This window comes from Veillonella dispar, assembly GCF_937975875.1.
Taxonomy (GTDB): Bacteria; Bacillota; Negativicutes; order Veillonellales; family Veillonellaceae; genus Veillonella; species Veillonella dispar_B.
Genome location: NZ_CALJSP010000172.1, coordinates 1 through 4,650 on the forward strand (window position 1 = coordinate 1; position 4,650 = coordinate 4,650).

Genomic DNA, 4,650 nt, shown 5'->3' on the forward strand with positions numbered 1-4,650 from the left:
AGTTTAAGTTTATTTAATAATTATTACATTTAGTTATTTAATCTTGCCAAAAAAGTATAGTAAATCGATAAAATTAATGAGAAATAAATGAACCATATATGAAAAGTGTGGTATACTATGTATGGGTATTTTTGTGAACATCATCCGATGTGTTGTGGATGATATTATAAATTGTATTAGTTACAATGTTGTTTTTATTGTATTATTTGTAAAAGGAGTCTTTTATGGCATCTAAGAAGGCCGTTCTAGTATATATACTAGAAATCCTGAAAAGTGAAACGGATGCTAATCATACTTTATCTCAAGAGGAGATTCGCAGTATATTAGCCGAGCGGTACGAGGTATCCGTCGATCGGAAGACCTTAGGCCGTCATTTAAATGATTTATATGAATCTGGTGATTTTGGTATTCAATGTGAAGAGTCTGCCGTAGGAGCAGATGGCACGATTCGCCGTACTGATTTCTATATGATTCATACCTTTGAAGATTCGGAATTGAGATTATTAATTGACGGTATTTTGGCGTCTCGTCATATTACCGCATCTCAACGTAAGGATTTAATTAGTCGTGTTGCTAAATTGGGTAGCTCTCATTTCAAGCCCCATGGTATTGATATTGAAAGTGCTACGGGTTACCTTCATAGAAGTCAGGACTTATTCCTTAATATTGATCTCATAGAGGAAGCAATACAAAAGGGGAGAAAAATTTCCTTGGCTTATTGCCAACCTGACGTGGATAAACGATTACATATCAATCTCGGTCCAGATAATAAGGAGCGAAAGTATGTATTCAATCCATTCCAACTAGTTATGAATCGGGGACACTATTACCTAGTTGGGAACCATGAAAATTATGATGACATGTCTACATTGCGTGTCGATCGAATTGCACATATTACGGTGCTGAGCGAACGTAGAAAACCTTTACGGGAGATAAAGGGTTATAACCAACAACGCACCTTTAATGTATCACAATATGTAAAAGAACATATTTACATGTTCGGCGGTGAATCCGTTACCGTAAGTTTTAAGGCAAAGCGGTCTATTGTAAACCAAATTTTAGATTGGTTTGATGGCAATGTGGAATTCACCAACGTCACATCTGATGATGTTGTATGCCGTGTACGTGTAAATCATGATGCCTTTAAGTATTGGGCACTTCAATATATGCAAAGTGTGAAAGTACTTTCACCAACATCCCTCGTAGCAGAAGTGAAAGAAGCTATTAAGGAAGGCTTAGCACAATACTCATAATAAAAGAGCTAGTTGATCGTTGAATCAACTAGCTCTTTTTTTATGTATGCTATTTTAAACGTCCGATTTCTAATTTATAGAACATGCATTTTTTCTGCTTCGCGATAGTCCTTAAGAACTGGACGAGGAGGTAATTTACCCATGATACTCACTACATAGATAGCGATGGAAGAGAAGATGAAGCCTGGCACGATTTCGTAAAGGCCGAGGAATCCAAATTGTTTCCAAATGAGTACGGTTAAACCACCTACGACGATACCTGCGATACAGCCATGACGTGTCATGCGTTTCCAGAATAAGGAGAACAAGATAGCTGGACCAAAGGCAGCACCAAAACCTGCCCATGCATAGGCAACCATGGTTAAGATGTAGCTATCTGGATCCATTGCCATATAGATGGCTATTAATGCAACTAGTAGTACTACGATACGACTTACTAGTACCAGCTCTTTATCACTCGCTTTAGGATGAATGATATTGGCATAGAAGTCATTAGAAATGGCAGAGGCTGTTACTAATAACTGGGCAGATGCGGTACTCATGATAGCTGCGAGTACTGCAGACCAGATGAGACCTGCTACAAATGGTGTAAAGAGACGTTCAGTCATGATAAGGAATACAGTTTCTGCATCAGTGCCTACCAATTTATCTGGCAGCATATATACGTGACCGATGAGGCCAACTGCAATGGCCGCCATAAGGGATAAGATAACCCAAACCATGGCGATGTTTGTAGATTTCTTAAGCTCTTTAGCATCAGAGATAGCCATGAATCTTACGAGGATATGAGGTTGACCGAAGTAGCCAAGCCCCCAACCAAGAGAAGAAATCAAGCCAATAACCCAAGTGAACCAATCAGATGGATCACCGAATAGGCTAAGTCCTTGAGGAAACTCGTGTTGAATGAGTTGGAATGTTTCAATAGGACCACCCATAAACATGGCAGCTGTAATTGGTACCGCTAAGATAGCGAAGAACATCAATGCCCCTTGAATACAATCTGTCCAAGATACGGCGAGGAAGCCGCCGAGGAATGTGTAGAATACGACGATACCCGCTGTAATAAATAGAGATACAGTGTAATCAAGACCAAAGATGGTGTTGAACAGTTTACCACCTGCTACGAACCCTGATGATGTATAAATCAAGAAGAAAATCAAGATAAATAGGGCGGAGATAACGGCTACCGAATGAGATTGATCGTGGAAACGATTTTTCAAATAGTCTGGTAAAGTTAAACTGTCACTAGCTACCTCAGTATGGTTACGTAAGCGTCTAGAAACAAACTTCCAGTTTGCCCATGTACCTAATGTGAGACCTACGGCAATCCATACACCAGAAATCCCCGTAGTATACGCTAGGCCAGGCACACCCATGAGCATCCAACCACTCATATCTGATGCTTCCGCACTAAGTGCTGTGATCCATGGTCCTAGTTGTCGGCCACCGAGAATGTAATCACCAATGCTGTTAGATTTCCTGTAATAGTAGACCCCGATATACATCATGAGTCCTAGGTATAAGGCAAAGGCGATTATAATCATTAAGTTGTCTTGTGTCATGCCTATATAAGACCTCCTTAGGTTGTAGTTCTATTCTATAGTATTATAAATAATTCCTATTGTACCATATATTAGCGCTTTAGAGTGTAAAAATTTCGTGATATTACGTAGTTTCTATACAAATTTTGAAGATTGGTTTTCTACATATGCATTAGACGTTGGACTAATAAATCGTTTATACTAATAAGCCCAATGGCATATGAAATATGTTAAAATATAAGAATGGAAAAACGATATTTCGTGTTTTGTATACGAAATTTCGTCATTGATAGTCGTAATTATGGTCTTGTATGTATATTTCTGGAACGTGAAAGGAGGTACCTATGGAACAACAGCCAGCTTCAAAACAAGCTATTGCATCACAGTCGGTCGAGATGAAGCAACAAGCTATGATGAAACAACAGGCATTACGGATGTTGGAAACCTACTTTGGGTATACCTCCTTTAGACCGGCTCAGGAGGCTCCTATTGCTTCCTTATTACGCAATGAAGATGTAATTGGTATCATGCCAACAGGGGCCGGCAAGTCTATTTGTTTCCAGATTCCTGCTCTTTGCAAGCCGGGCCTTACTATCGTGTTTTCGCCACTCATTTCCCTTATGAAAGACCAAGTAGATGGTCTATTAGTGCAGAACATTCCAGCGGCACTCATTAATAGTACCCTTACCCAAGCGGAGTTTAATAAGACAATGTACGAGGTACGCAGTGGCAAGATTAAGCTCTTATATATTGCACCAGAGCGACTAGGTTCTAATTTTTTCTGTAATGTTCTGCGAGCGTTGCCTATAGCTCAAGTTATCGTTGATGAGGCTCACTGTATTTCTGAGTGGGGCCATGACTTTAGACCATCCTATCGGCTCATTGGTGAGTGGCTCAACTCTTTGCCGAAGAGACCTATTGTAGGTGCTTTCACAGCGACGGCGACAAAATATGTAGAAAATGATATTAAGAAACTATTAGGTCTCGATAATGCGAATGTATACGTAACGGGCTTTGACCGGCCTAATTTATCCTTCTCTGTCATCCGTACACCTAAACGCATGGATTATGTAATCCATTATGTGCGTCAACATGCCAATGAAAATGGTATTATCTACTGTGCGACGCGCAAGGATGTAGATCGGGTGTATGAAAATCTAACCCGTGCAGGCATTAAGGTAGGTCATTATCACGGAGGGCTCAGCGATGAGGTGCGCCGTGAGATGCAAAACGCCTATGCGGATGATAAACTACAGGTTATGGTGGCTACCAATGCCTTTGGGATGGGCATTGATAAAAGTAATGTGCGCTATGTGTTGCATTACCAAATGCCGCGCAACATGGAATCCTACTATCAAGAGGCGGGCCGTGCAGGTCGCGATGGAGCACCTGCAGAATGTATCTTGCTCTACAGCGGGCAGGATGTACAGGTTCACAAGTATTTAATTGAACAGTCCATCGAGACTCCTGAGCGACAAGAGGTGGAACTCCGCAAATTGCAGTCTATGATTGACTACTGTTTCTGTAGTAATTGTTTACGAAAATATATGCTTAACTATTTTGGTGAAAGCACCGTTTGGACTACTTGCGATAATTGTAGTTCCTGTAAAGGCTCCGGTGATAAGGTCAATGTAACAAAAGAAGCGAAGGCTATCTTCCGTGCTATTATGGGCACTGATGAGCGCTATGGTGCCTCTATGATTACCTCTATCGTGCGCGGTGAGCGAACTGATCGCATCATGAGGGCAGGACACGATGCATTGCCTGTCTTTGGTCTACTGAGCAATGTAGACGAGAAATCGATTAAGGGCCTTATTCAACAATTTGTAGCCTCTGGCTACTTGCGTAGCTCTACA

Annotated in this window: 3 protein-coding genes; 2 read left to right on the forward strand and 1 reads right to left on the reverse strand. The window is 40.9% G+C overall.

Features of this window, described 5'->3' with window-relative positions:
- Positions 1-224 precede the first annotated feature (224 nt).
- Entirely contained in the window at positions 225-1,253 is a 1,029-nt protein-coding gene (locus Q7P05_RS08560; protein WP_195186645.1) for a YafY family protein, read from the forward strand.
- A gap of 74 nt (positions 1,254-1,327) precedes the next feature.
- Here the strand turns inward: Q7P05_RS08560 and putP are convergent, their stop codons facing one another.
- A complete protein-coding gene (gene putP, locus Q7P05_RS08565) occupies positions 1,328-2,815 on the reverse strand; it encodes a sodium/proline symporter PutP (RefSeq protein WP_129823879.1) in 1,488 nt (495 codons plus the stop codon).
- Between the two features lie 323 nt (positions 2,816-3,138).
- Between putP and Q7P05_RS08570 the strand changes: the two genes are divergently transcribed.
- Positions 3,139-4,650: ATP-dependent DNA helicase RecQ (locus Q7P05_RS08570; RefSeq protein WP_303931644.1), on the forward strand; the 1,512-nt coding region annotated here is incomplete at its 3' end.